This is a genomic window from Lyngbya sp. CCAP 1446/10 (genome assembly GCF_026130175.1).
GTDB lineage: Bacteria > Cyanobacteriota > Cyanobacteriia > Cyanobacteriales > Microcoleaceae > Microcoleus.
This window is the reverse complement of sequence record NZ_JAIGNI010000048.1, coordinates 1-26415: the sequence shown is the minus strand read 5'-3', so window position 1 is coordinate 26415 and position 26415 is coordinate 1. Positions and strand designations below refer to the sequence as shown.

The window sequence follows — 26415 nt, the reverse complement described above, 5'->3', positions numbered from 1 at the left end:
TGTTAGGCGTTAGCAGTAAAATCACAGCTTGACCGCCAGCAAGGCAATCAGATTGCCTGCTGTGTGGGCAAGGGCGCACGTTGGAGCAGTGAGCGTGGTAGGATTAGCGATCAAAAATGTATCCAAATGTAAAGTGCAGCGTCGCTCTAGGTTTTGAAAGCCATTTAGTTAAAATATTGAGGTAAGTAGTTTTATGCCCGCGACAGTCCCCATTGAACAGATTAACCGGATTGTTGGAAATCAACACGACGATCCATTTGAAGTGCTAGGCCCCCACGCGATCGAAGAAAATGGCAAAAAATTCTGGGCCGTCCGAGTTTATCTGCCCAATGCGGATGCAGTATCGGTAGTTTTGCCAGAGGCCAGGGCCGAATACCCGATGACATCAGGGCATCACCCTCACTTTTTTGAATGTACGATCGACACCCCAGAACTAGCAAACTATCAATTGCGAGTCAAAGAAGGGGAACACGATCGTTTTATCTACGACCCCTACGCCTTTCGATCGCCCAAACTGACAGAATTTGACCAACACCTATTCTCAGAAGGCAACCACCATCGGATCTACGAAAAACTAGGGGCCCACTTCACCGAAGTAGACGGCATCACAGGAGTATATTTTGCAGTTTGGGCTCCGAATGCCCGTAACGTCTCAGTTTTAGGAGATTTCAACTATTGGGACGGCCGTAAACATCAAATGCGGAAATCCCAAAACGGCATCTGGGAATTATTCATTCCGGGACTATCCTACGGAACTCACTACAAATACGAAGTGAAAAACCAAGACGGACATCCCTACGAAAAGTCCGACCCCTACGGTTTTCAGCAAGAGGTACGGCCAAAAACAGCCTCAATTGTCACAGACTTAGATACCTACACTTGGAACGACAGCGCTTGGATCGACCAGCGGCGGCACACAGACCAACTGACACAACCAGTTTCGGTTTATGAATGCCACATCGGTTCTTGGCTGCACGCCAGCGCTGGGGAACCCGCCCTGGGGCTAAATGGGGAAATAGAACCCGCCGTTCCGGTTTCGGAACTGAATCCCGGGGCGCGCTTTTTGACTTACCGCGAATTGGCCGATCGGCTAATTCCCTACGTCAAAGACTTGGGATTCACCCACATCGAAATGCTGCCCATCGCCGAACATCCCTTCGACGGTTCCTGGGGCTATCAAGTCACCGGCTATTTCGCCCCAACTTCCCGCTACGGCACACCCGAAGATTTCATGTATTTTGTTGACCAGTGCCACGCCAACGGCATTGGCGTACTCGTGGACTGGGTACCGGGACATTTCCCCAAAGACGGCCACGGTTTGGCTTTCTTTGACGGAACTCACTTGTACGAACACGCCGACCCCCGCAAGGGCGAGCACAAAGAGTGGGGAACCCTAGTATTTAACTACGGCCGCAACGAAGTGCGGAATTTCCTAGTATCAAACGCTCTGTTCTGGTTTGACAAGTATCACATCGACGGGATTCGCGTAGATGCCGTAGCCTCGATGTTGTACTTAGATTACTGTCGCGAACCCGGAGAATGGCTGACCAACCAGTACGGCGGCCGCGAAAATATCGAGGCGGCAGATTTTCTGCGTCAGACAAATCACGTCATTTTTAGCTATTTCCCAGGGGCACTGTCGATCGCCGAAGAATCTACCTCTTGGCCGATGGTATCTTGGCCGACCTATGTAGGCGGTTTGGGCTTCAACCTCAAGTGGAACATGGGTTGGATGCACGATATGCTTGACTATTACCACATGGATCCGTGGTTCCGCCAGTTCCACCAGAACAACATAACTTTCAGTATGTGGTACAACCACAGCGAGAATTTCATGCTGGCTTTGTCCCATGATGAAGTCGTCCACGGCAAGGCCCACATCATCGGCAAAATGCCAGGGGACGAATGGCAAAAGTTTGCAAACGTGCGGTGTTTGTTTACCTTTATGTTTGCTCATCCCGGCAAAAAAACGATGTTTATGGGGATGGAGTTCGGCCAGTGGCATGAATGGAACGTTTGGGGGGATTTGCAGTGGGAGTTACTGCAATTCGATCCGCACCAAAAGTTGAAGCTATTTTTTAAAGATTTGAACCATTTGTACCGCAGCGAAACGGCACTTTACAGTCAAGATTTTGCTGAGGATGGGTTTGAGTGGATTGATTGCAGCGACAATCGGCACAGCGTGGTGGCCTTCGTGCGCCGCGAGAAGGATGGCGATGAGTTTGTGGTGACAGTGTGCAATTTTACGCCGCAACCGCACTCTCACTATCGTGTAGGAGTGCCGGAACCGGGTTTCTATACGGAGTTGTTTAACAGCGACGCGCGGGAGTACGGCGGCAGTAATATGGGGAATTTGGGGGGTAAGTGGACTGATGAGTGGTGGTTCCACAACAGTGCTTATTCGATCGACTTGTGTTTGCCACCTTTGGGTGTGTTGATCTTAAAGATCGATCGGGTAAAAACAGCAGCCAAATCTCAAGAGTTTTAAGTTGTGAGAGTTTTGAGTTAACAATCAAAACTTGATTAAACTTCAAACTTTGAGGGTATTCAGAAACCCGGTTTCTCCAAGAAACCGGGTTTTTCTTCTGTTTTCCTGTGTCGCATATTCTTAACGGAACTTACAGAATTTTAGATTTTAGATTTTAGATTTTATACCATTTCTCAAAAAATATGTAACAGTAATCGTAGGGTTTGTAGCCATTTTTAATCTCTGGCATTCAATCGCAAATCTCATGGCGACGCACCTTATACGCCGGCCCCGTGAAAAAACAACCCTCCGTTTCATTCCGCCCAACAATTCCCAATTCCCAATTCCCAATTTTCAACTACGAGTATCCGACGCACAAATATTAGATGAAACTTTAGACGGCTCAACTGTTATTACTTCCGAAATAGACTGTTCCTCCACTGCGTCTAAATTTGGCAGTGGCATATGTTTCATTTCCCACACTTTGAGCAAAATTAGATATTCGTAAAAAGCTTGTAGCGTGCACCAAGCCAATCCCGCTTGACCGTCAAGAAATCCGCCGAGTAAAATATACATATAGAAAAAGCGCACGACTGGCCGCAAAGGCAAGCGCAAAGAAAAATCTTTCAAAGCGCGCCGCCTTTCCACCTCCGAGGCGCCAAATACTAAATCCCACCAATTCACCTTGCCCGCTTCTAATTGACGCAAAGTTTCGGCTGCTTCGTCAGTCGAGTAGCGGTTGTGCTTTTCAATCCAGCGGGAAAGACCTTTGCTGCAAGTATAGTGAGGGTAAGTTTCCTTCAAAAAGTGAGTAGGCCCATTGCAGACTTCCCGTTCAGTGTGACCGTAATCAGTAAACCACACTTGGTCTTTGCGAAATAGGCGCATTTGATAGCGGGGATATTGAGTGCTGCGACGAATCCAGCGCTCCATAAATATTACTTTTTCAGCTACGTAATAACCGATATATTCTTGACTTACGATCGCCTTTAAGCATTCAGCAAACAGTGCAGGCGTCATCCGCTCGTCAGCTTCGAGGATATAAACCCATTCGTACTTGCATTCTACTTCTTTGAGCATCCAAGTCCGCTGGCGTCCGTGAGTTTCAAAGCGGTGCTGCACTGTTTGCACCGGATAGTTATGAACAATGTCAAGGGTGCGATCGCTGCTGAAAGAATCAACTACAATGATATCGTCACAAAGCATTGCCGATTCTATGCAAGCGGCGATATCAATCTCTTCGTTGTAAGTCAGAATATAAATTGAGAACATTCCCAGCTTTCAGTAAGGGCAAACTATAGCAGAAGGAAGAAGGAAGAAGTCATTGGTCATCAGTCATTGGTCATCAGTCATTGGTCATCAGTCATTGGTCATCAGTCATTGGTCATCAGTCATTGGTCATCAGTCATTGGTCATCAGTCATTAGTCATCAGTCATTGTCTCCAGTCATCAGTCATTAGTCATCAGGAAGAAGGAAGAAGGCTCTTCGACTACGCGAGGGGATTAACGCCCTGCGTTGGGCAGAAACCGGGAAGAAGTCGATGTGAAAATGCAAGAAAATCAATGGCTTCAGTCATTAATAAGGTCGTAACTGCCAGGCGCGGTTGCTATGTTCAGCAGATTAAGTATTTCTCGCAAGATATCTTGACTTACGGGTTCTAGGGGCTGGCGCAGGTCAATTTTTGCGGTGGCCGAACCGCAGAATTCCCATACTTCGGAGTCCAGTCCAACCAACAGTAATGTAGCCGATGGCCAACAGCAAACTGTTGATTCCTGTCTGCAAACTCGAATTTCTCGATCGAGTTCTCAATTCTTTCTCTTTTTGTTGCTTGCGGGTGCGAATCTCGTTGCGAGCTTGATTTGGCAGTTCTTGGGCTTGCTGTTCTAGGAACTTGTCGAGGGCTTTCGGGTCATTTTTCGACTCCTGAAGCACAGCTTTCAATTCCTTGGGAACATCTGGACTCTTGAGTGCTTCTTGCAGCTTCCCGTTATCTTGCAGCAGGGCGCCTATCTGGCTGCGGCGCTGGCTTTTGAGCTGTTCTACCTGAGCTTTAAACTGCTCACTTTTAATTTGCCCTTCTAGTTGAGTTTCGGCTTGTCCGGCTTCTTTCTCGACTTGAGCCAGATTATCCTTGAGTTCCAAACGAGTATTGTTAAGATGAACGGGAACCAGCAATAGGTAAATTAGCCCTAAAAAGCTGGAAATCAACAGGGCCCAGAATCGCAAGTCAACCCAAACATTACGCCGCTCAATAGAGACTCCGCTGCTGCTGTCCACCCAAAAGCCCGTCATTAGCAGGGCGATACCCATCAAAGGAATAATACCCCTATCAACTATCTGAGTTGCTGCGGCAAGCTGCCAGCCTCGATTGCTCATATCGGAGATTTCTCCCGGCAGCGACAGAACAATGCAGTCAAGCAAGGCAGAGAGAATCAAGATAATCCCGACTACTTTGAGAGTGCGAGCAGCTACTGAAGAAAATTGACGGCTGTTAGTTGCTTTCATAATTCCTGTGAGATAATTCTACAGCGTTAGATTGAACGACATTTTGTTTAATGAGTTATAGCCTTTCTCAAAAAGGTGAGGTATGAATTTTGACCTGGAAAGCTTGACAATACAGGGTTTCTGCATACCTCATTTATCTGAGAACCGCTATAACTGGTGAGAGCGCTCAATTGCTCTTCCTCACTGATTGCTTCGCTTGGGGGCAGCCATCGCGTGGCCGGCGCCACAGCATCCCAGAGGTTAAGTCCCGAATCTGTGGAAACAGCAGTGCTGAATTTGAAAATGGCTGTTGAGATGGGAAACTCCGCAGACGAAAGACGAATCAAACCGTCCCCCATTTGATGATTTTGGAAGCCCCAACCAGAGGCTGGCGCAGGTTGGTACTTTACGTTATTTTCCACCAAAATAGCTCGATCGGGTAATCGCCTCAACTTTCCTCCCAGTTTTCACAGGCTGCGATTGCCACACCAGTCGATCGGAGTTGCTGCACGATGTATGCAGACTTTGACACAGGAGGCTGCGCCCTAGAGGCGGCGGCTGTGAAGATTTGTCAAGATAGCACTCACCCACGGGCCCCCGTGAGGGGGCAGCGCACAGATGGTTCTGCACGCTTGTGGCTACAGCTTTTAACTAGCTTTCCCTTCCCTGGCAGTGCGAGAAATAATAGACATAGGAGGGTAAGGTTTAGGTGGGTTTCACCCCCTATAGCGGTTCTCAAAAAAGTGAGGATAGCCCTATGCCCTATGCCCTATGCCGGATAGTACCTCATATGAGAGCTCGAAAGGCTATATATCTCCCGCCTGCCAGATGGCGTGGCATAAAATCCCCTGTCTTATAGTAATTGATCTCACAGAGAGCTGAAAGAAATAATTGTTTCCCAATCTTTTGAACCTCCAATTACCAACTGCACAACACGGCAGTCAGTCGATTTGAGATTTTCCATTTTCGCTTTAAGATGTATACCTATTGCCAAAAACAATGCAACTGTCGGCTCATGCTCGAACCCATAGCGAATAAGTTATTCCTCGTCGCCAACCGCAAATCGCAAATCGCAAATGTTATTACTCCATAGATGAATCTGGGAGTTTGAACTCTTGGTCTCAAATTTTGGCCGGATGGCGACTGTGGGAAAGCAAGTATCGGTTTTTTGGTGGGAGGACAGATACAGGAGTAGCTATTTCTCCCTTTTTCTTTCTGTTTGCCGGAAAGCGCAGCCGAAGGGCATTCTTGTTTGTTGCTTCCTCCTTAAAAGTGAACAATTACTAATTACCAATTACTAATTGCCAACTATTAATTATTAACAGCTTGAGCGTTCGATTGTGCAATGGCAAAGGTGCAAGATTTTACATTTTTTGCTAGGATGATTCATCGCCGTGCAATTTTTTTAGTCATGACTGCAATGATTTCGGGTGTTTACACGTTGGGAGAACTTGAAAGATCGATCGCATCCGATCCGGACAATTGGCGTCCGATCGTGTTTACTAATGGCTGCTTCGATATCCTGCACGCGGGCCATGTTCGCTATTTGCAGGCTGCAAAAGCTTTGGGGCGATCGCTCGTGGTGGGTTTGAATAGCGACGCTAGCGTGCAAGCTATCAAACCGCAACAGCCGGGATTGCCACCCCGCCCGATCGTACCGGAAAATCAGCGAGCCGAAGTGTTAGCTGCCCTCAAACCAGTAGACGCGGTAGTAATTTTTTCCGAGATTACAGCAACTAAACTGATAAGTATCCTGAAGCCAGATATTTATGTTAAAGGAGGCGACTATCAACTCGAAACTTTGCCGGAAGCACCGGCGGTTATCGCCGGAGGCGGCAAGATTTCCTTGATCGAAATAGAAGTTCCCAGTTCTACCAGCGCGCTCGTCAAACGCATTTTGCAGTTAGGTACTTAACCCTCGATCACAAACAGCAAACAGTGAGCTAAACTCAGAATTTGGCTCATCAAAAAATACGCTTGGTGCGATCGCTCGTACAACTTCATCCCAATTGCGAAACAGGAGATAATTTCAATGGAACTCACAAGCAATAACACGATTGCGGAAATCTTAGAAAGACACAAAGCAGAGCTACTAGCAGACTGGCTCAAAGAACTGCAAAATACCGGGCTGCGGCGGGACGACTTGATGAGAGCCAAAGAATTGCGGTCTGAGTGTCAAGAGTTCCTGCAATTGCTCCACATTGCAGTGGGGCACGGTAACTTTAGCGACATCCAGACACCCGAATGGGAAAATATGCGGCTGCTGCTAGCAGAAGTTTCGCGATCGCGCGTTCAGAGAGGCTTTACTCCCTCAGAGATAGCGAGTTTCATTTTATGCTTCAAAAAGCCTTTGTTCGATCGGCTTTGTCGCGAACTGACACAAAACCGCGACGCACTTGTCGAACAACTGTGGCTTTCCACCAGTTTATTAGACCAGCTCGGCCTTTGGGTGACAGAAATTTTTCTCAAAGCTCGCGAAGAAGTCATCGAACGCCAGCAGCAAGAAATGCTCGAATTGTCAACACCCGTAGTCAAACTTTGGCAAGGCATTCTCGCTTTACCCATGATCGGGACTCTCGACAGTGCCCGCACTCAAATAGTCATGGAAACTCTGTTGCAGGAAATCATGGAAACCGGCTCAGAATTTGCGATTTTAGACATTACAGGCGTGCCGACTGTTGACACTTTAGTTGCTCAACATTTATTAAAAACTGTCGCCGCCGCCCGTTTAATGGGTACTGAGTGCATCATCAGTGGCATTCGCCCGCAAATAGCTCAAACCATAGTTCACTTGGGAGTTGACTTGCAGGATATTCTCACAAAAGCTACTTTAGCAGATGCTTTTAAAGTCGCGTTGCAGCGCCAAGGTTTAACTATAAAAAATATTAAAGAGGAAACATAAAAATATTGCACTCTGACATGACAACTCAAGTAAATGTTAGCAAGTAGGTGAATTTGTGGAACGAATACCGATACTTCAAATGGGAGAATTTTTGCTAGTAACAATTCAAGTGGATATGCACGATCGCTTAGCAATGACATTGCAAGATGACCTGACGAACCGCATCGTCAAAACAGGTGTTAAAGGTGTGTTAATTGAAATCTCTTCCCTTGAAATAGTTGATTCTTTTATCGGTCGCATTATCAACAATATCGCTAGTATGTCGCGAATTTTAGATGCGGAAACAGTTGTGGTCGGGATGCAGCCAGCGGTTGCTATTACGCTCGTTGAATTGGGGCTTTCCCTGACAGGAGTTCGCACAGCTTTAAGCGTTGAAAAAGGCATGATTTTGTTGAGAAAATCCTTGGGTTTCTCTCCTGACTAGCGATCGTAAACAGTCGATTAATTGTCCCCTGACTGATGCACAGACAGTAAAAAAACCGAGTTTGTTTGTAGGTACCTTGTTGACAAACTGAAGATTTCTTAGGACAGGGCTTGCGCACTCAAGAGGGTTAAATCAAGGGTTTGAAATTGCTTCACTATGTTCTCTATTGAGAAAAAATCGTAGTAAGTGCGTAAGTCCTATTAGGAGAAACTAAGTTGACGAGTGTAAGTCCTATATTTTGGGGAGAAGTTCTATTTTGGTACAGTAGCCATGTCAAAACGTGAGACACTAGAAATCCGATCGTCATCCGATATAGTCCACGTCCGACAGCAAGTGCGAGCTTGGGCTATAGCAATGGGATTCGGTTTATTAGACCAAACGAAAATCGTTACCGCAGCTAGCGAACTCGCCCGCAATACTGTAGACTACGGTAAAGGGGGAACTGTAACTCTCGAAACGCTCCAATTAGGCAGCCGCAAAGGGCTGCGGCTGATATTTGAAGACAATGGCCCGGGAATTCCAGACATCGAATTGGCAATGACTGACGGTTATACTTCTAATCACGGTTTGGGTTTGGGGCTGAGTGGTTCCAAGCGGTTGATGCACGAATTTGAGATTGTTTCCAAAGTGGGTAAGGGGACTAAAATTGCGATCGTCCGCTGGCGGTGAGGAAGATGGGGAGAAGGGGAGATTGGGAAATTGGGAGATGGGGAGAGGGGGGAAATATTCACGCTTGACTGCTTTTTTGTAACTAATATACCTCTTGCCAAAGTCGCAAATTATCTTAAAATTATCTGTGTTGCATTTGCGTTGCATCTGCGGTTTCGCAATTAATCACAGATTTATGCAATCAGACCAATGACCAATGCTCAATGCCCAATGCCCAATGCCCAATGCCCAATGCCCAATGACTGATGACTAATGACTTTTTAAATGCGCGCCAGCTTAAGATTAGAACTATAAAATAATGATAGATGCCGTAGCCCTGCCCGTAACAGAAGAAAGTCAAGTGGGAGAAGCGCGCCGAATCGCAGTCGCCCTAGCGACCGAAGTCGGATTTAATGAGACCGATCGCGGTAAAGTGGCAATTGTTACCACCGAAGCAGCAAAAAACCTGGTCAAACACGGTCGCGAAGGAGAACTTTTGCTGCGAACATTAAAAACAGCGGCAGGATATAGCATTGAAATAGTAGCGCTAGACCGGGGCCAAGGAATGGCAAATGTCGCGCTGTGTATGCGGGACGGTTTTTCTACAGCGGGAAGCCCTGGAACTGGACTGGGGGCAATTAAACGCCTCTCTACTTTTTTTGATATTCATTCTGTACCAAAACTGGGGACAGCCTTATTAGCGCGGGTGGAACCTACCCAAAATAGCCGGGAAGCCTTTCAAAACAGCAATTATTTAGAATTAGGGGTTATCCACTTACCGAAAGCAGGAGAGCAAATTTGCGGGGATTCGTGGGCGGCAGAAAATCACCTTGACAAAAACCTGATCTTAGTTGCAGACGGGCTCGGCTACGGGGATTTGGCCCAGGAAGCGTCTGGCGAAGCAGTGCGGGTATTTGAGGAAAACGCCAAACTCGGGCCGAAAGCAATTTTAGAGAAGGCGCACGCTGCTTTAAAAAATACCAGAGGAGCGGCTGCGGCGATCGCCCAAATAGATCCTACCCAACAAACTGTTTGTTTTGCCGGAATTGGCAACATCACCGGTGTAGTGGTCACAGATAACCAAACCCGTAGCATGGTTTCCTACAATGGCACAGTTGGACATATGATGCGAAAAGTAGCAGAATTTGTCTATCCTTGGTCGCAGCAGTCCCTACTCATCATGCACTCCGACGGTTTGGCGACGCAGTGGAATTTAAACCGCTATCCGGGTTTAGCCTCCCGACATCCTGCTTTAATCGCAGCCGTGCTCTACCGGGACTTCAAACGCACTCGCGATGACATGACAGTTATAGTAGCCAAGGTGAGAGAAGCAGCGTGAGTTACCCAATCCTGACGACAGAAGTCCGCTTTGAACAAGACATCGTACAAGTACGCCAAAGAGCTCGCCAAATTGCTAAAGGGCTGGGATTCGATTCCCAAGTACAAACCCGCATCGCCACAGCAGTTTCCGAAATTGCCCGCAATGCTTTCAAATATGCAGGCGGTGGCAAAGTAGAATTCATTGTGGAAGGGGAATCGCCCCAATTTTTTCGGACTCGGATTTCTGACACGGGGCCGGGAATTGCTGATTTAGCGACTGTGTTGGGCCCCAATTTTCGATCGCAAACCGGCGCGGGACTCGGTTTAGCAGCAGCGAAACGGTTGATGGACGAAGTGAAAATCGACTCTGCGCCCGATCGCGGAACGGCTGTACAATTAATTAAACAGTTTTCCAAAAATATGCCTGCGCTGAGTGCGATCGAACTAAATAAATTAGTTGACAAACTAGCGCGCCAAATTCCCGAAGATCCCTACGCCGAAATTCAGCAGCAAAATCAAGAATTACTACGCACTTTAGACGAACTCCGCCAGCGTCAAGAAGAACTCGTACAATTAAATCAACAACTAGAAGATACCAATCGCGGAGTCGTGGTACTTTACGCCGAATTGAATGATAAAGCCGAATCTCTCCGGCGCGCCAGCGAACTCAAAACCAGCTTTCTCTCCAATATGAGCCATGAGTTTCGCACTCCACTAACGGCAATTATGAGCCTTTCTGAAATATTGTTAAATCGCCTCGACGGAGAACTTTCAGCCGAACAGGACAAGCAAGTAAATTACATTTACAAATCCGCCGAGTCTCTCGCAGAACTTGTCAACGACTCGTTAGATTTAGCCAAAGTGGAAGCCGGAAAACTAACTGTTCGCGTGGCTGATTTTGAAGTCGAAGATTTGTTCAGCGCCCTGCGAGGAATGATGCGCCCCCTGCTTCCCCCAAACTCTGCCGTTTCTATAATTTTTGAAGATCCTCTCGAACTTCCAATCCTCACTACCGACGAGGGCAAAGTTTCTCAAATTTTGCGAAATCTGATTTCTAATGCCCTCAAATTTACCGAAGCAGGCGAAGTCCGAGTTGCTGCGGAAATAGGAGAGGAGGGAACAGTTACTTTTTCAGTCGCAGATATGGGCATTGGCATTTCTCCAGCCGACCAAACGCGAATTTTTGAAGAATTTGTCCAACTCGAAAATCCCTTGCAGAAGCGCGTCAAAGGCACCGGATTGGGATTGTCTCTGTGCAAAAAATTGGCGGAATTTCTGGGGGGAAGTATTGAAATCAAAAGTTCACCCGGAGTGGGTTCGACTTTTTTTGTCAAACTGCCGATCGTGTATGCTGGAGATCCAGAAAATTTTTTGGAAATGTCTGCTGCTAAGAAAGAAGCAATATCGCTGGCGATCGCAAATTCTCGTAGCTTGCGGGGCTCCGGGCCATCGCCAGCGCCGGATTCAGCAGCAAAAGTTTTGAGTGTGGACGATGAAAATAGTTTTTCGGTATTTGCTGAAAAAGTTGCTGGCAGAAATTCATTGTACTGCGATCGAGGCCGCCAACGATACTGAAGGTTGGCGATCGGCTAGTCTTTAGACTTATTGCATAAATCACAGGATCGATCGGTCAACCGCAGATATAAGGTAGATAAACGGAGATTAACGCAGATAATTTCAAGATAGATAAGATGGCGGTTGAAACCGCGTCTACATAAACGAAGTTTATTTAATTTGCAACAGCATTTAACTTTGTGCTGTAAAATGTAGCAGTTCTCAGTTGCCGACTATACCGTAGGGACTGAGGCTGTGCTTTTGTTCGTGTTTGCGATCGGCTAAAATCCATGACAAATCTCGTTGTTAGCAAAATCTCGATCCCCCCTAGCCCCCCTTAAGAAGGGGGGAACTGGAAGCACTTTCAAAGTCCCCCTTTTTAAGGGGGATTTAGGGGATCGAGGCTGGGCTAAAAACGAGAGATACAGATGGTTTTAAGCGATTGTTGACACCAATGGGTACTGCGCCCTGTCCCGATCGAATATCCGATCTTGTTTATTTGTGAAAAATGACTTTCATCTCCCTTCAATATGTCCTGTTTCTGTTAGTTTTGTTCGCGGCTTACTGGTTGGTTCCCCTACGATGGTGGCGACTGTTTATCATGCTGGCTGGTAGTCTGATTTTTTATGCTTCGCTGCAAATCTGGTACATTCCTCTGCTATTAGTCGGTGTTTTGTTTAATTACTACTTGGCGATGGCGATTGGGGAACCTCTGGATTGGCGGATTGCGAATGAATCTTGGAATCGCCGCCGTTTGTTGCTGCTTTGGATCGGAATTGGGCTGAATGTGTTGCTGCTTTTGGGTTTTAAGTATGTGCCTTTTTTCTTGAGTTCGATCGGCACTTTGTTAAATTGGCCCTTCGCCTTAGACAGCGCTAACTGGGTGAAAACTCACGTCATGGCACCCCTAGGATTGAGTTTCTTTTGCTTTGAGTGCATTGCTTATTTGATTGACGTGTACCGAGGCGCGCCGGCTGCTACTTCGCTGCTGCACTTTGCTGCTTACAAGTTGTTTTTTCCGAAACTGATTTCGGGGCCGATTACTCGCTATCATAATTTGATCAATCAACTTAAATCACAGAAGTTTCCCACGCCCGATCGCATTTCTGAGGCACTTTGGACGATCGCATTTGGTGCAGTCAAAAAAGGTCTTTTCGCCGACAACTTGGGAATTTACGTCGATTTAAGCTTTACCAACTTGCAGCGGGCGGGTAGCGAGGATTTGTGGCTGGCGATTTTTGCTTACGGGCTGCAACTTTATCTCGATTTTAGTGGCTATGTTGACATGGCGCGCGGTACTGCTTTGCTGTTGGGTTGGTATTTGCCACCAAATTTTGATTTCCCTTATTTTAGTACCAGCATCGGTGATTTTTGGCGGCGCTGGCACATGACTTTGGGGGATTGGTTGCGTAATTATTTGTATTTTCCTTTGGGGGGTTCGCGTGTCGGTTTGTGGCGCACTTGTCTCAATTTGTCGATCGTAATGTTAATTGCGGGAATTTGGCACGGGGCGGCTTGGGGATTTATTGTGTGGGGGGGTTTGCACGGTTTGGCTTTGGCGGTACACCGGGTGACGGATGTGACTTTTAAGCGGTTGCGGATGGAGTTTTTGTGGGAAAATCCGATCGGGATTGCGATCGGTTGGCTGTTAACTCAGGCGATGGTTTTTGGTAGTTGGATATTTTTCCGGCTTCCCGATTTGAAGGATTCGGGATGGGCGATTTCGCATTTGTGGGGACACACTGCTGATGTGCAGTTTGCAAATAAAGTTTATGTGGAAGCTTTGGGTTTGGAAAGAGTGCATTTAACTTGGATGTTGGCGGCTGTGGCTGCCGCAATGCTGGGGAATTATGCCCTGAGTCGGGGTTTGAAGTTGGAGTTAAATTGGCCGTTGAAATTGGTGTTAGTGCCGCTTTGTTTGTATGCAGTTTGGGTGTTGGCCCCCGATGGCGGTTTGCCTTATATTTATTTCGATTTTTAGAAGACGGTTGAAACCGAGTCTATACAGAAACCGGGCGGTTGAAACCGCGTCTATACAGACAAAACCCACCTCCGTGGGTTGAAGAAACCGGGCGGTTGAAAGCGCGTCTATACAGACAAAACCCACCTCCGTGGGTTGAAGAAAATGTTGTATAAATGCGATTTCAACCGCCGATGTTTATTTGATAGGAACACCAGTCACTCCAGCTACCGACATAGAGTTTAGCATCGGGAATTCCCGCGATTTCTAAGGACAATAAATTTACGCAAGCTGTCACCCCGGAACCGCAGTAAACGATGATTTCCTCGGCTTTTTCTAATTCCGTCCACCGCTGTTTTTGTTCGGAGATCGATCGCACTTTTCCAGTTTCATCCGTCACCCCTTGCCAAGGATAGTTAACAGCACCCGGAATGTGACCTGCAATGGGGTCGATCGGCTCCCGCAAGCCCTCGTATCTCTCACCTTCTCGCGAATCAACCAAAACCCTGTCCGGCAAGTTTTTCCGCTGTTTTACCTGCTCAATATCAACCGCCAGATCCGGCTGCAATTCCACCACGAATTTACCGTCGCGGCGATCGGGCAAAACATCTGTTACCGGATATCCCGCCGCCTTCCAAGCACTGAAACCGCCGTCTAACAAAGCAACTTTGCTGTGTCCCATATATCGCAACAGCCACCACAAACGAGACGCAAAAGCCAGCCGCGAATCGTCATAAACTACGACCAAAGTTTCTGATGAATTAATCCCGGTCGCGCTCAATTTATCAGCTAATTCTGTAATATTTGGCAGCGGATGTCTGCCGCCGTGTGTGCCAACTGCACTCGCTAGATCCCGGTTTAAATCTAAATAGAAAGCTCCGGGAATGTGACTTTCTTGATATTGTTTTTGTCCCAATTCTGCGTCAGCGAGGGCAAACCGACAGTCAATAATTACAACTTGCGGATTTTCATTGGTGGCCAACCATTCAGGCGAAACGATTAAATTATTCTCATTCATAACTATGCAAATTTGTGTTTTATCTACAGTCTTGGACTTGCTAATTCATACTGCGCCATGTGTACCTTACCGCTTCTCTGGTTCGGCTTTTTCGGAAGTGGATTTCTTAGGAGTTGCTTTCTCTGGTTCTACTTTTTCGGAAGTGGATTTCTTAGGAGTTGCTTTTTCTGGTTCGGCTTTTTCGGAAGTAGCTTTTTTCGGAGTTGCTTTCTCCGAAGTTTCTTTTTCGGAATTAGCTTTTTTCGGAGTTGCTTTTTCCGGTTTTGCTTTTGTGGCTGTTGCGGGAGTTGGCTCTAGGGGAGGTGGATTTACTGCTGATTCTTGAGCATAAAGCAGATATTTTTGATACTCGATTACTTTTGTCTGAGCTAGTTGATTGTTGACGCTGGATACGGGTACTCTTCTCATCAACGATACCGCTTCTTGCCAGTGATCGACAACGATCGCCCAATCTTCCTTCGTTTTTGCCGATCGCCCTAACTCTGCTGCTTTAACGGCGCTGTTAACAGCCTCTCGAAAGGTATCCGGTGCAGTTGCTACTACATTGGCAGTTTCATCTGGATTTTTCCCCGCAGATGCTGGTGGCTCGTTTAAAATTTTACCAACAAACGCCACCACGGCGATCGCCAACATACCCGTTACCAGCCCGACGACAATGAAAGTCGATCGCAACCGGTGCTCAAATGCAGCAAATTCCGGCGATTTATCCTCATCCATATTTGTGCTTTCCGTTTCTGTGCGATCGTCCATATTAGCAACCCCAGTATTTTGCACTGATTCTCCCGCAAAGCTTTGTGGTTCCAAAATGCTGCTCTCCAAACTAAACTCCTGACTCCAAGCAGCCGCAATCTCACCGCTTTCTCGCCCTTCAACCTTAACTTTGTGAATCGAATCTGGCTGCAAATTCGTCAGTTGGCTGCGGACAAAATCAACTAATGTATCTTCTATCGGTACTTGCTCGGCCTCCAGAATTACATCCAAACAGTCACCGTCGAGATTCGCAGAGGCTGCGATCCCTTCAGATTGTAACTTGCTATTGAGCCAAGATGCGATCGCCTGTGGATTTCCCTGCTTGGCAAGTTCCTGAAAATTGATCTCTGTCATAGCTGGACATCTGATAGTGCAGAAAGGAAGAAGGAAGAAGGAAGAAGGAAGAAGGAAGAAGGAAGAAGGTATGAAAGGCTACGCGAGCGGCTAAAAAGAAGGAAGGAGGAAGGAGGAAGGAGGAGGAAGAAGCAACTAATAGTTTTTTTAGCTGAAAACACCATAACTGAAATTCAACGAATAGTATAATCTATCTCGGTAAATCCAAGCTGACAGATCCAAATTATCACTCTCGATCCCCCTCGTATCCCTTGGGGAAGGACTTCAGTGCTTACTACGAACCTGAGTTAGGCTCTTAGTAAGGACTTCAGTCCTCAGAAATTTGATACCTCGCCCGGAGCTCTATCTACCCCAGCGACATCAAGTCAAACCGCAAGCGTAGCGTCTCAAACGGACATCCGGCTGCAAAAAGACGCCGCACGCCCGAATTCGAGATTGGAGATTAAAAAATTGTGCGATCGCACTACCATCGACGGACAGCGAGTGATATCATCAGTTTGTCAATATTCTAGTTTTTATAGCAAATAGCTCGATCGCACAATGATAGCAATAGCAATCTTAGCTGCTGGACGCGGCACGCGCATGAAATCTGACTTGCCCAAAGTTCTACACGAATTGGGCGGGCGAACCCTAGTTGAGCGAGTCCTCGAAAGTTGTCAAGAAATTCAAATTTCCCGGCGACTTGTTATCGTCGGTTATCGAGGAGAACTCGTTCAACAATCACTGATAGGAGGTCAAGAAATACCAGAAAATCCTGAATCTCCTCCCCTAGAATTTGTCGAACAAACCGAACAATTGGGAACCGGTCACGCCATCCAGCAATTGCTGCCTCACTTAAAGGGATTTCAAGGAGATTTGCTGGTCTTAAATGGCGATGTACCTTTGCTGAGGGCAGAAACTATCAAACAATTGATGGCAATTCACACACAGCACAAAAACTCTGCTACTATATTGACAGCTAATTTGCCAAATCCTCAAGGATACGGGCGAGTATTTACCGACAGTCAAAACTTAGTTCAGCAAATTATCGAAGACCGCGACTGCACGAAAGAGCAAAAGCAAAACCAGCGAATTAATGCAGGTGTTTACTGTTTTCACTGGCCGCATTTAGAGAAGATTTTGCCAGATTTGAAAGCAGACAATGACCAAAAAGAATATTACCTAACTGATACGGTAAGTATTCTCTCTCCGGTGATGGCGGTGGATGTTGAAGATTATCAAGAAATCTTGGGAATTAACGATCGCAAACATTTAGCCACAGCTTCCGATATTTTGCAAACGCGGGTAAAGGATAAGTGGATGAAAGCCGGCGTGACGCTGATCGATGCCAACAGCATCACGATCGACGATACCGTAGAGTTGCAGCCGGAGGTGGTAATTGAACCGCAAACGCATCTGCGGGGTAAAACTTCGATCGCCTCTGGGAGTCGCATCGGCCCCGGTAGTTTGATCGAAAACAGTCAAATAGGGGAAAATGTGACTGTGCTTTATTCGGTAATTTCTGATAGTATTGTGGCGGAAAATTCGCGAATTGGGCCTTACGCACACCTGCGGGGACACGCGCAAATAGGGGCGAACTGTCGCGTCGGCAATTTTGTAGAATTGAAAAATACTCAAATTGGCGATCGCACTAATGTTGCTCACTTGTCTTATTTGGGCGACGCGAATTTGGGAGAAAAAGTCAACATCGGTGCTGGGACAATTACCGCCAATTACGACGGCAAAAATAAGCACAAAACTCAAATAGGCGATCGGACTAAAATCGGTGCCAATAGCGTGCTGGTGGCACCAATAACTTTGGCAGAAGATGTTACCGTAGCGGCGGGTTCTGTAGTTACAGAAGATGTGCCGAATGACTGTTTAGTAGTTGCCCGATCGCGGCAAGTTGTCAAACCTGGTTGGAAGTTAAAAGAACCGGAAAAATAACATTATATGTGCGCACATTCTTCTGTAGGGTGCGCAATGCGCACCGGCTAGTCTTGTAGAGTGCGCCCATCGCACCGGCGGGTTAACCTATGTCGGTGCGATCGGCGTGAAAGTCAACCGGTGCGCAGTGCACACCCTACAAACTACCAAAGTTCAATAGTGCGATCGCGCGTGCAGATAGTTGTTAATCGCTTTGGCGATTTTTGCTTGCTCATAGGGGTTCATAGTGTGGGGCAGAGATATGCGAGAACCGCCAGAAACTAACAATCTGACTTCGTACCAAATGTCATGCTCCCGATCTTTGGTGCGATCGACTTCCACCCCATAAATCTCGCACAGAGAGTGTTGAATGACTTTACGTACCAACAAACCCCGCTGTTTGACAGTCAAAGTGTTTAAAGTTCCATCGAAGCTGTAGGTTTCATTATTTCCCAACAGGAGGGCTGCGACTCCCGCGAGCAAAAATATACCTCCTGTCCATCCCAGCCAGCGATCGTCTTGACTTAAGCGCAGCAACCGACGTTTTGCATTTTTAACAAAAAAATTGATATCAGAAGCAGCAGCCTCTTTATTCCCCCAGTTAGTCGAGTTAGGAGTAAAAGGAACATCGCCAACACTCGTCAAAAGCACGACTCTGCTTTTATACCCGCAGCTTTGAACTTTCGCCCCCCGCAAAGAATCAAGCTGAATTTCTTGGATGTTCGAGCCCAGTAAATTCGATCGCACAATCTGACAACTTCCTTGTTTTTGCTGCAATCGCTGGCAGATCAGGGTAGCTGCATGATAGTGAAAAGCCAGAGATATCAGCCCGCAGGTCATGAATAAACAACTGTAGAACCAAAAATCAAATATGTTTTGAGTCTGAATGATTAGTTCACTTGCTGTGTGCTTGATTATTTTCATTTAATTCACCCTTTTATTCCTAAAACGATGCTACAAATCCACTTCCCGATCGAGCTATAGCGAATTGTTAAGTTATATATTATTTGAGGTTCGAGGGAGCGAAAGTATTTGTTATTCTACCCATAAGTTACGCTATTAAAGTGCGATCGACTTAATTTTTTAACCTAGATATTCGGGCTATACTCGCAGACTAGCCCAAAAATTGATGCGTAACTGCGATTATACCCAATCCGCGTGAAAAACCCCTCGCTCTTACCGGGCGGTTGAAACGCATCCCAAACTTTCCTTTCGTTCTAGGCCAGAAGCACTAAAGAATCAAGGGGGTATTTAAGTCGGATTTTGTATTACTCATAGATTAGCTTAAATATTTCTCGCCTACAATTAATGTCGCGAGTTTACTTGCGCCTTGGTTGGAGATAGGCTGCGGCGTGGCGAACAATCTTAAATAAACGCATCAAAACGTTGAAAAATTTGAGCAATTAGAGCAATTAGAGCTTTAGCTACCATCAACAGCTTTAGCAAAGAAATATGAGACTGTGCGCGTCAAAATAACACAATTCTCTCATTTTTAATCCCGTTAGCTGACTGGCGCGATGCTAAATTCAGATACTCGCAAATCAAGTCAACAATTTTTTGCTGTTCTTTGCCGCTCGCATTACTTCCCAAACAAACGCGATCGCCCCCCAACATCAACAAATCAACATAGTAGCTGAGATTCCCCTCGCTATCTGCTATTGCGTCTAATTCCACCGCACAAATATTGCGAGTTGAGCGTTGTGTAACACGATTCAGCCACAAACCCCGTCGTTTAACAGTCATTTTGCCACAACTTTTATCAAAAACATAGATTTCATCTATTGCGCCGTCCAACAAACACAGCGAAAACAACAAAAATATACCTCCACCTATCCAATTTGACGCAAAAATAATCAGCAATAAGCCAATTACTATGAAAGGAGAAATCAATAACAAACCATCCCAGAATGTACAAGTTTGAATTGTTAGTTGATTGGGTGTTTGTTTTATAAGTTTCATGAAAGATATTCCTAAAAATTAACTTGCCAATACTGTAAAAAATATCGCACCATAAATCATTTCTCCTAAATTATTAAGCTTTAGAAGATGTTCGGTGTTTTTAATGACTTTCATATTAGGTATCAACTCCCGTTTAATTGATTAACATATTTTGCATAATTTTCCAGATCGCTTTTGAGATCGGTGTATTTATTCAGACGGATCGCCGGTTGAGGTAGCTGCGAATTAAATCAGCCATTTTTTGTTGTTTTTTATGATTCAAACTACTACTTAAAAAGAGGCGATCGCCCCCATTGGTTAGCAAATACACCTTGCATAAGATACCATTTTCGGTGTGTTTTGTTTCTAATTCGACTTCTGAAATTTCAGCGAGCGAGCGTTCAGAAACTTCATTCACCCATATTCCTTTTTTCTTCATAGTTAAGGTACTTGCATTTTTGTCAAAAATGTAAGTTTCAACAATAAAAGAACGCAATACACCAGAAAAGACTCCAAAACCAATAACTAAAAACAAGCTAGGAAAAAGCATTATTCCAAAACTTAATAACCGATTATCTTTTTCTATGACCAACCCTCCGGTAGAGATTTGTATATATTTATTGAACGAATTTGCATCCTCGGCACTTTGATTTGCTAGCAATAATTCCCCTTCCTTAGTTACTAAAAATACATTGTTCACAGTCATGGGTCTGCCATCACTATCAGTAGTCTTGCTTGTCTCAAATCTAGCTCCCTGGACTTGCTCTATCGAGATTAATTCGCCTTGCTTTAACCCCATAAAACTCGATCTACTGAGTTCGCAAGTTGCGATTTTTGGCTCAATTTTGTTGCAGGAAAGTCTTTCCACTCCAGCAGATGCCATAATCAAGAACATCATAAATAAAGGTATTCCTGAAAATCCCGTTACCCATACTGTAGGAGATATCGCACCATAAATCATTTCTCCTAAATTATTAAGCTTTAGAAGATGTTCGGTTTTTTTAATAACTTTCATCTTAGGTATTAGCTCCCGTGTAATTAATTGAAATTTTTTACAGAATTTTGCAGAGTTTTGACTGAGAAATTTAGTTTTCCTATGATTTCTACAGAAAAGCTCTTAACTACAATTATTAAACAGTTTTCTTTTCAGGTCAATTCATATAATTCATTAATTAAATTCATAAAAGTCATAATTATTGTATGTTGAGGGCGGGCAAGATGCCTAACTCCTACTCCCCACAAGAGTTTATTCAAACTTGGCTGTAAAGTTTAGATGTCGGATAATTAGGACTTAGATAAAACCCATAAACCGGACTTTTTACTGAATCTGCGGATTACAACGAAGTATTTTTGCAAAAAAACCCGGTTTGGTTTCTTCAGTCGGAGTGTATCCAAGACTGCATCTGAACCTCACTTTCCCAGCATTCCCCAATAAGCCGCGCCGTAAAGTTGAGCAGCCTGCATAGCTTCTTCGTCACAGCCTTGAGCTTTGAACAAAGTCTCGGCCTGTTTTAGATAGCCCATTGCTTGTTCTTTATTTTTTGTTTTGTCTTGAAGTATCAAAGCTAATCCCAATCTCAGGTGAGCATCAGCATCATTAGAATCACTTTTGATTGCAGTTTCCCAGTGGGTAATTTCCTCTGCTATAGTCTCCCATTTAAGTTCGTTAGAGTTGTCTGTGGGAAAGCCATCAAGACCGTAATTTCGGATATCCAAAAATGTCGCAATGACTTCGGCTTTTTTGTGCTTGCTTCCTAAACCAGTGCTGAAGGAAGAAGTTAGAGGAACACGTTGCTTACCTGAGTGCAACACAAGACAGACACGATAGGTATTGCTCTCGCTACTTGACATTTCCTGTATTTCCACACCTGAAATATCTTGAAGTAGGTGTTTGATAAGTTTCGTCTTGGCAATGAGTGGTTTATGCCGCTTGATAGTCAGATGACCGAGATTTTTGTCAAATGTAATTGTCTCAATCTCTACGAATATCATCAACAGCAAACCAACTACAGCAAATAAATAAACGAAAAAACTGCCAGAAGACAAACCCCCAAACAAACCGACCAATAAAAAACTCCCCCCAACAAATAGCTGTATCCAAAATGCGAACATTTCCACGAATTTTAGTTTATCTGATGTCTGTTTCATGATTTTATGTTTAATCAATTTCAAGTGAATGTGTATGTGGGTTATTTAGCCTTTGCTTGGACGATCCTCTTCGAGGGCTTCGCTAACGCGCTTTTGGTATTTTCAATAGCCTTGACAGCATAAGCATCGCCAGGACGCACCTGCAAAGCTTTGTTAAAATGGATTAAAGCCGTTGGATAGTCTCGCTGCGCGTAGTAGACATAGCCGAGTTTCATCGATTGTTTGAACTCATCTTTGCTATCGGGTGCTAGAGAACTTTGAGGAGATAGCCCAGAACTCGGAGGTGATTTTTGACTTGGTGATGGAGAAGTGTTAAGATCCCCAGGAAAAGAAGAGGGCGATGGATTGTTATTTTTTAGTTCTTGATTCAGCTCAGAATCCGGGCTGTTTGTAAAATTTGCGCCATAAAATACTGAAGTAGTAAGACCTCCTAAAATAAACATTAGCAAGCCAGCACATTGAATCAAGAAAGTTTTTCTAATTTGTTGATTGCTCCAATTTTTGATATAAAAAACTAAGGCAGCACAGGGTACAATTAAGTAAAGCACTCCCCAAAAAGTTTCCTGTCCGAAAGCTTGAACTAATCCCCAAATATAGCCAACAAGACTTAAAATCAAACCGAGGCCAAAAAATAAGGCGATCGCAATACCAGGCATTTTGTTTCTCCGGTTAATGTAGAATTATTTAGCAAACTGTAGAAGTCAGGATTTCCGCAGATTTTTTACCCGAAACTCTTTTGGTTGTTTGCTGTGTTAAAAATAGATTAGCGGTGAAAGCAGTTCGATCGCGCACAGCGAATGTTAGGATTTTGGTTAGGAATTTGACTAGGAACTCGATCGCGACTGCCACAAATGACACCCTCAACCCTCGATCGACCAGAAGAACCTTTTACACGGGCTACCCGCGACTGGGACATCGAAAAGCTTTACACCGACTTGGCCAACGCCAAACTAGAATTTGCCCCGCACACCCGAAGAGGGCTGACACCCGTGGAAAAAAGGCACTTGTGCGGCTTGCTGTGCGGTTGCAGCCCGGCCGAAATTGCGGCACTTCTCAACAAACAAATCAAAGGTGTAGAGGTTGACTTATCCAAAACTTTGTATCGATATATAGAAACGCTGACAAATCGGCCGAGAAATGCCCTCAAAAATTGGAGAGATGCGATCGACTGGCTGGTAATAGCCGGGTATAAAAAACAACCAAAAACCTCATCCGGCGCAATTTTAAAAGCCACTCTCCAGCATTCAGACAGCATTCTATCCGCCGCGATCAGTCCCGACGGAGAATTACTCGCAACAGGTTCCCACGACAGTACAGTGAAGGTTTGGAGTTTGCACAGCGGCGAACTGCTGCGGACTATTTGCGGACATTCAACAGCCGTATTGCTAGTTGCTTTCAGCCCCGCTAGCAAAACGCTGCTGACTCGATCGCGCGCGGGCACAGTCAAACTCTGGAACCTGCAAAACGGCGAACTGCTGAAGCGCTTAGCAGACGTACACCGCCACGAATCCGTCGCTGTGAGCCCCGACTGGCAAATTTTGGCGATCGGCACCACCTGTGGCACTGTCAAGCTGCAACACCTCAATAGCGGCCAACTGTTGCAAGTTTTGAAAGGCTATCAAGGGGATGACATAAGTGCGATCGCCCTGAGTCCCAACGGCAAAACGTTAATAGCCAGCGGGCTGAATGCAGCCAGCGGTTTCTGTCGCGCCACCGTCACTTTGTGGGAATTGCCGGGGGGAGAAGTGCGGCGAACATTTGGCAGCGAAAATTATGTGGCAATTACTCCCGACAGCCAAACTCTCGTATGTCACGGGAATAAAACGATCGCACTGTGGAATTTGCAAACAGGCGAATTATTGCATTCGCTGCAAACAGGAATTCGCATCACTTCCGCCGCCGCGATTAGCCCGGATGGGAAATACTTTGCAGTGGGCTGTTTTGATGGAACTGTTAGGATTTGGAATCTTCGTGGCGAATTGTTGCATACTTTGGATGGACATTCTAGCCCTGTGTCGGCGGTGGCGATCGGGCAGTTGAGCGAAACTTTGGTTAGCGGCAGCGATAATGGTACTGTTAAACTTTGGCAGTTGCGAATTTAATAAATTACCTATTAAATATCGGGGGATGGTGCGCAGTGCGCACCCTACGAATCACTCATTAAACATCTAGTTTGTAGGGTGTGCACTGCGCACAGTTTGACGAAGAATCACTAATTAAATATCTAGTTTGTATGGTGTGCACTGCGCACAGTTTGACGAAGAATCACTAATTAAATATCTAGTTTGTATGGTGTGCACTGCGCACAGTTTGACGAAGAATCACTAATTAAATATCTAGTTTGTAGGGTGTGCACTGCACACCGGTTGACTTTATAGCGTGCCACCTAAGCATCGGTTAACTAAGGGGATGGTACGCAGTGTACACCCTACGAATTATCAGTAAGGTTCGCACTGCGCACCATCGTAATTACCAATCAAGATCGGGTTTTGTTACGGAAAATCAAACCGCTTTTCTAAGCAACAAAAACCAACGTTCCTTTGTTTGCTTCCAAAGTATCGCCCATTTGCGTACCGTTGTGAAAAGCACCGAGAATGATCTCGCTAGTTTTGCCGATCGCGATCGCACCGCTAGCATCAATCCCGATCGCACCAAAATCTCGTTTGCGATCGTCAGCTTCCGCAAAAGAACGCTCAAAAGCAGCCTTCAAACTCAAACCATCCGTTACCCGAATCACAATTCGCGCCGCTAAACACTCATCCATGATGTGCTCGCCGATACCCGTACAGCTAACCGCCGCATTGCCCGTCGCGTAATTTCCCGCCGGCATAGCAGAGTCGCTAACCCGCCCGATGCGCTCAAAACCCTTACCGCCAGTCGATGTTCCAGCAGCCAAACATCCCTGAGTATCCAAAGCTACAACTCCGATCGTGCCAACACCCGCAGGTTCCGCCACCACATTAGCCATTGCTCTGTTAAAATTACCTTGACGTTCCTGCATCCACTCGTGCAAACGCAAATCCGTCATCGGATCGTAAATCGGCAAATGAAGTTCTCGCAGCAATTCCGCCGCACCATAATCTGATAGTACGCGATCGTCCGAAGTCTGCAAAAACTTAGCAAGTTCGATCGGATTTTGCACACGAGCAACATTAATCGCGCCACTGAAACGCTGAGCCAAACCGTCCATCAGCGAAGCACTCATCCGAATTTGCCCGTCCGACTGTACCACAGAACCCGTACCGGCATTAAATCGCGGGTCATCTTCCAACAACCGACAGCCCTGCACGACTGCATCTACGGCACTTGCACCGTCTTTCAGCAGCGGATAAACTGCCTCCAAAACATCGTAAAGCGATTTGCGCACCGCTTCAATTCCGCCCTTGCTTTGCAGACAACTACCGGCACCGCCGTGAATAACTAGCTTTGGTTCCACCTGTTGCGATGCCATACTTTAACCTAAAATTTTTCCTTTGCAATTTTAGCCTCAGTTTGGCAAATAGCAAGACATTCTTAATTTTCTGTACTATTGCGGCGACGGCGACAGCGATCCGAACAGTATTTTACCTCATCCCAGCAGTCGGCCCATTTTTTGCGCCAAGTAAAAGGTCGATCGCACACAGGACACATCTTCGTCGGTAAATCGGACTTCAATCGCTGCTTAGCCATGCTAATTTTGACAATACGTCATCTTAAATTATCTGCGTTAATCTGCTTAACAGTTGACAGTTGACAGTTGACAGTTGACAGCGAAGTTTTTAGGCAGGGGATTTAAGCCCCAGCCTAAAAACAATCCACCTAAAGGTGGGCGCTTAAATCCCCTGTGATGCAGGTTAATCTGCATTAAATCTGCGGTTTCTCTATAATTCCAAGATTTATGCAATAACTCTCAATTCAGCAAAATATCTCCCAGTAAAAATGGTCGCAACGGCATTAGCCAACATCCGAATAGTCTTAGTCGAACCCGCAGGGCCATTAAACGTGGGTTCAGTAGCCCGCGTCATGAAAAATATGGGTTTGCGCCAATTAATTTTGGTAAATCCCCAGTGCGATCATTTAGGGGAAGAAGCCCGATTGATGGCTGTGCGCGCTGCTGACATACTGGAAACGGCGAAGGTTGTTGAGAGTTTGCCTGCTGCTTTGGTAGGATGTGTCAGGGCGATCGCAACTACAGGAGATGATGGTCGATCGCACCCAATGCAGCTAGAAGCACCAGCAGATGCCTTACCTTGGTTGCTAGAAGCCCCCAGCGCCCTAATTTTTGGTCGAGAAGACTGTGGATTGACTAACAGCGAATTAAACCGCGCCCAGCGCTTGATTCGGATTCCCAGCAGCGATGCTTACACTTCCCTAAATCTTGCACAAGCTGTGGCTATTTGTTGTTATGAGTTGTATCGCGAGGAAGGTTTCCGAAGGAAGAAGGAAGAAGGAAGAGGGAAGAAGGAAGAAGGAAGTTCGGTAACAAATTCTGTAACGGATTTAACAGATACAAGGAATAAGGAAGAGGCAATATTTTCCCAATCCCCCCCTCTCCCCCTCTCC

23 protein-coding genes are annotated in these 26415 nt (G+C 45.8%); 12 read left to right on the top strand and 11 right to left on the bottom strand.

Going from position 1 to position 26415, the window contains the following annotated elements; genetic code table 11:
• The first annotated feature begins 193 nt into the window (after nucleotides 1-193).
• Entirely contained in the window at nucleotides 194-2488 is a 2295-nt protein-coding gene (gene glgB, locus K4039_RS19300) for a 1,4-alpha-glucan branching enzyme (RefSeq protein ID WP_265237574.1), read from the top strand.
• Nucleotides 2489-2821: 333 nt separating this feature from the next.
• Here glgB and K4039_RS19295 read toward each other — a convergent pair whose 3' ends face one another.
• From K4039_RS19295 to K4039_RS19285, 3 genes are all read right to left on the bottom strand, one after another.
• Nucleotides 2822-3739, bottom strand: a complete 918-nt coding sequence (locus K4039_RS19295; RefSeq protein WP_265237573.1) for a glycosyltransferase family 2 protein — start codon at nucleotides 3737-3739, stop codon at nucleotides 2822-2824.
• A 403-nt stretch (nucleotides 3740-4142) separates the two neighbouring features.
• On the bottom strand, nucleotides 4143-4973 hold the full coding sequence (locus K4039_RS19290; RefSeq protein ID WP_265237572.1) for an HpsJ family protein: 831 nt from the start codon (nucleotides 4971-4973) through the stop codon (nucleotides 4143-4145).
• A gap of 47 nt (nucleotides 4974-5020) precedes the next feature.
• The gene (locus tag K4039_RS19285; protein WP_265237571.1) at nucleotides 5021-5404 is read right to left on the bottom strand and encodes a hypothetical protein; all 384 of its coding nucleotides are present in this window, start codon (nucleotides 5402-5404) and stop codon (nucleotides 5021-5023) included.
• Nucleotides 5405-6372: 968 nt separating this feature from the next.
• Between K4039_RS19285 and rfaE2 the strand changes: the two genes are divergently transcribed.
• The 7 genes from rfaE2 to K4039_RS19250 all read left to right on the top strand — a co-directional run bounded on the left by rfaE2 (nucleotide 6373) and on the right by K4039_RS19250 (nucleotide 13781).
• Complete coding sequence (rfaE2, locus tag K4039_RS19280) at nucleotides 6373-6867, top strand: D-glycero-beta-D-manno-heptose 1-phosphate adenylyltransferase (RefSeq protein ID WP_265237605.1); 495 nt, start codon at nucleotides 6373-6375, stop codon at nucleotides 6865-6867.
• 117 nt (nucleotides 6868-6984) lie between these two features.
• Nucleotides 6985-7854, top strand: coding sequence for an STAS domain-containing protein (locus K4039_RS19275; RefSeq protein ID WP_265237569.1), 870 nt, complete (start codon nucleotides 6985-6987; stop codon nucleotides 7852-7854).
• 55 nt (nucleotides 7855-7909) lie between these two features.
• Nucleotides 7910-8278 carry an STAS domain-containing protein gene (locus K4039_RS19270; RefSeq protein WP_265237567.1) on the top strand — a complete coding sequence of 123 codons (369 nt, stop codon included), beginning with the start codon at nucleotides 7910-7912 and terminating at the stop codon, nucleotides 8276-8278.
• A gap of 270 nt (nucleotides 8279-8548) precedes the next feature.
• Nucleotides 8549-8947, top strand: coding sequence for an anti-sigma regulatory factor (locus K4039_RS19265; protein WP_265237565.1), 399 nt, complete (start codon nucleotides 8549-8551; stop codon nucleotides 8945-8947).
• 298 nt (nucleotides 8948-9245) lie between these two features.
• Nucleotides 9246-10265 (top strand): ATP-binding SpoIIE family protein phosphatase, encoded by a 1020-nt coding sequence (locus K4039_RS19260; protein ID WP_265237564.1) that lies wholly within the window; start codon nucleotides 9246-9248, stop codon nucleotides 10263-10265.
• The gene (locus K4039_RS19255; RefSeq protein WP_265237562.1) at nucleotides 10262-11821 is read left to right on the top strand and encodes an ATP-binding protein; all 1560 of its coding nucleotides are present in this window, start codon (nucleotides 10262-10264) and stop codon (nucleotides 11819-11821) included. The genes K4039_RS19260 and K4039_RS19255 overlap by 4 nt, the downstream gene beginning before the upstream one ends.
• 487 nt (nucleotides 11822-12308) lie before the next feature.
• Nucleotides 12309-13781: an MBOAT family protein gene (locus tag K4039_RS19250; protein ID WP_265237560.1), complete on the top strand. Its 1473-nt coding sequence runs from the start codon at nucleotides 12309-12311 to the stop codon at nucleotides 13779-13781.
• 163 nt (nucleotides 13782-13944) lie between these two features.
• On the opposite strand, the gene K4039_RS19245 is transcribed toward K4039_RS19250, so the two are convergent.
• A complete protein-coding gene (locus K4039_RS19245) occupies nucleotides 13945-14778 on the bottom strand; it encodes a sulfurtransferase (protein ID WP_265237558.1) in 834 nt (277 codons plus the stop codon).
• Nucleotides 14779-14782: 4 nt separating this feature from the next.
• Here K4039_RS19245 and K4039_RS29975 point away from each other — a divergent pair, with 4 nt between their 5' ends.
• Together K4039_RS29975 and glmU are read left to right on the top strand one after the other, a co-directional pair.
• On the top strand, nucleotides 14783-15103 hold the full coding sequence (locus tag K4039_RS29975; RefSeq protein WP_375339818.1) for a pentapeptide repeat-containing protein: 321 nt from the start codon (nucleotides 14783-14785) through the stop codon (nucleotides 15101-15103).
• Nucleotides 15104-16422: 1319 nt separating this feature from the next.
• Nucleotides 16423-17808 (top strand): bifunctional UDP-N-acetylglucosamine diphosphorylase/glucosamine-1-phosphate N-acetyltransferase GlmU, encoded by a 1386-nt coding sequence (gene glmU, locus K4039_RS19235; RefSeq protein ID WP_265237554.1) that lies wholly within the window; start codon nucleotides 16423-16425, stop codon nucleotides 17806-17808.
• A 153-nt stretch (nucleotides 17809-17961) separates the two neighbouring features.
• Here the strand turns inward: glmU and K4039_RS19230 are convergent, their stop codons facing one another.
• From K4039_RS19230 to K4039_RS19210, 5 genes are all read right to left on the bottom strand, one after another.
• Entirely contained in the window at nucleotides 17962-18711 is a 750-nt protein-coding gene (locus K4039_RS19230; protein WP_265237552.1) for a hypothetical protein, read from the bottom strand.
• A gap of 543 nt (nucleotides 18712-19254) precedes the next feature.
• Entirely contained in the window at nucleotides 19255-19746 is a 492-nt protein-coding gene (locus K4039_RS19225) for a hypothetical protein (RefSeq protein ID WP_265237550.1), read from the bottom strand.
• 193 nt (nucleotides 19747-19939) lie between these two features.
• A complete protein-coding gene (locus tag K4039_RS19220) occupies nucleotides 19940-20740 on the bottom strand; it encodes a DsrE/DsrF/DrsH-like family protein (RefSeq protein WP_265237548.1) in 801 nt (266 codons plus the stop codon).
• Nucleotides 20741-21135: 395 nt separating this feature from the next.
• A complete protein-coding gene (locus K4039_RS19215; RefSeq protein WP_265237547.1) occupies nucleotides 21136-21873 on the bottom strand; it encodes a tetratricopeptide repeat protein in 738 nt (245 codons plus the stop codon).
• A 41-nt stretch (nucleotides 21874-21914) separates the two neighbouring features.
• Nucleotides 21915-22529 carry a tetratricopeptide repeat protein gene (locus tag K4039_RS19210; protein ID WP_265237545.1) on the bottom strand — a complete coding sequence of 205 codons (615 nt, stop codon included), beginning with the start codon at nucleotides 22527-22529 and terminating at the stop codon, nucleotides 21915-21917.
• A 195-nt stretch (nucleotides 22530-22724) separates the two neighbouring features.
• Between K4039_RS19210 and K4039_RS19205 the strand changes: the two genes are divergently transcribed.
• Entirely contained in the window at nucleotides 22725-23975 is a 1251-nt protein-coding gene (locus K4039_RS19205) for a WD40 repeat domain-containing protein (protein ID WP_265237544.1), read from the top strand.
• Between the two features lie 413 nt (nucleotides 23976-24388).
• On the opposite strand, the gene K4039_RS19200 is transcribed toward K4039_RS19205, so the two are convergent.
• Together K4039_RS19200 and K4039_RS19195 are read right to left on the bottom strand one after the other, a co-directional pair.
• Nucleotides 24389-25324, bottom strand: a complete 936-nt coding sequence (locus K4039_RS19200) for an isoaspartyl peptidase/L-asparaginase (protein ID WP_265237542.1) — start codon at nucleotides 25322-25324, stop codon at nucleotides 24389-24391.
• Between the two features lie 62 nt (nucleotides 25325-25386).
• The gene (locus K4039_RS19195) at nucleotides 25387-25542 is read right to left on the bottom strand and encodes a DUF2256 domain-containing protein (protein WP_265237541.1); all 156 of its coding nucleotides are present in this window, start codon (nucleotides 25540-25542) and stop codon (nucleotides 25387-25389) included.
• A 249-nt stretch (nucleotides 25543-25791) separates the two neighbouring features.
• Between K4039_RS19195 and K4039_RS19190 the strand changes: the two genes are divergently transcribed.
• Nucleotides 25792-26415, top strand: a 624-nt coding sequence (locus K4039_RS19190; protein ID WP_265237531.1) for an RNA methyltransferase, incomplete at its 3' end; no start/stop codon positions are given.